Raw genomic sequence first — 342 nt, 5'->3', positions numbered from 1 at the left:
ATCGTCTACTACACGTGCAAGGGCGACGCGCCCGAGCGCGTGCTCTACGGCTGCATCGACCTTTCCGGCGACTGGCGGCGCTGGCTCGTGCGCGGCAGGACCGAATTGCTGAGGCCCGGCACCGACTATGAGGGCGCCGGCCTGCCGGTTCGCCGCAGCCGCGTGGGCATGGCAAGGAGCAGGGAGAACGGACTGCGCGATCCGGCCATTTTCGAGGAAGACGGGCGGACCTGGCTGCTTTATGCCGTCGCCGGCGAAAGTGGCATAGCGCTGGCCGAACTCTGCCCGGCGGAACAAAGGACCACGGGCTTGCGGAAATTGATCGCGGCGCTGTGGAGCCGG

The 342-nt window shown here is 67.8% G+C and carries 1 protein-coding gene; it reads left to right on the top strand.

Translation table 11 applies throughout. The features are described from left to right. A partial coding sequence (locus EN857_RS35105) for a hypothetical protein (protein WP_210235168.1) occupies nucleotides 1-342 on the top strand: 342 nt, incomplete at both ends.

The sequence above is a fragment of the Mesorhizobium sp. M4B.F.Ca.ET.214.01.1.1 genome, assembly GCF_004791545.1.
GTDB lineage: Bacteria > Pseudomonadota > Alphaproteobacteria > Rhizobiales > Rhizobiaceae > Mesorhizobium > Mesorhizobium abyssinicae.
Note: the sequence above shows the minus strand (reverse complement) of the source record. Positions and strands in the feature narration are given on the sequence as shown.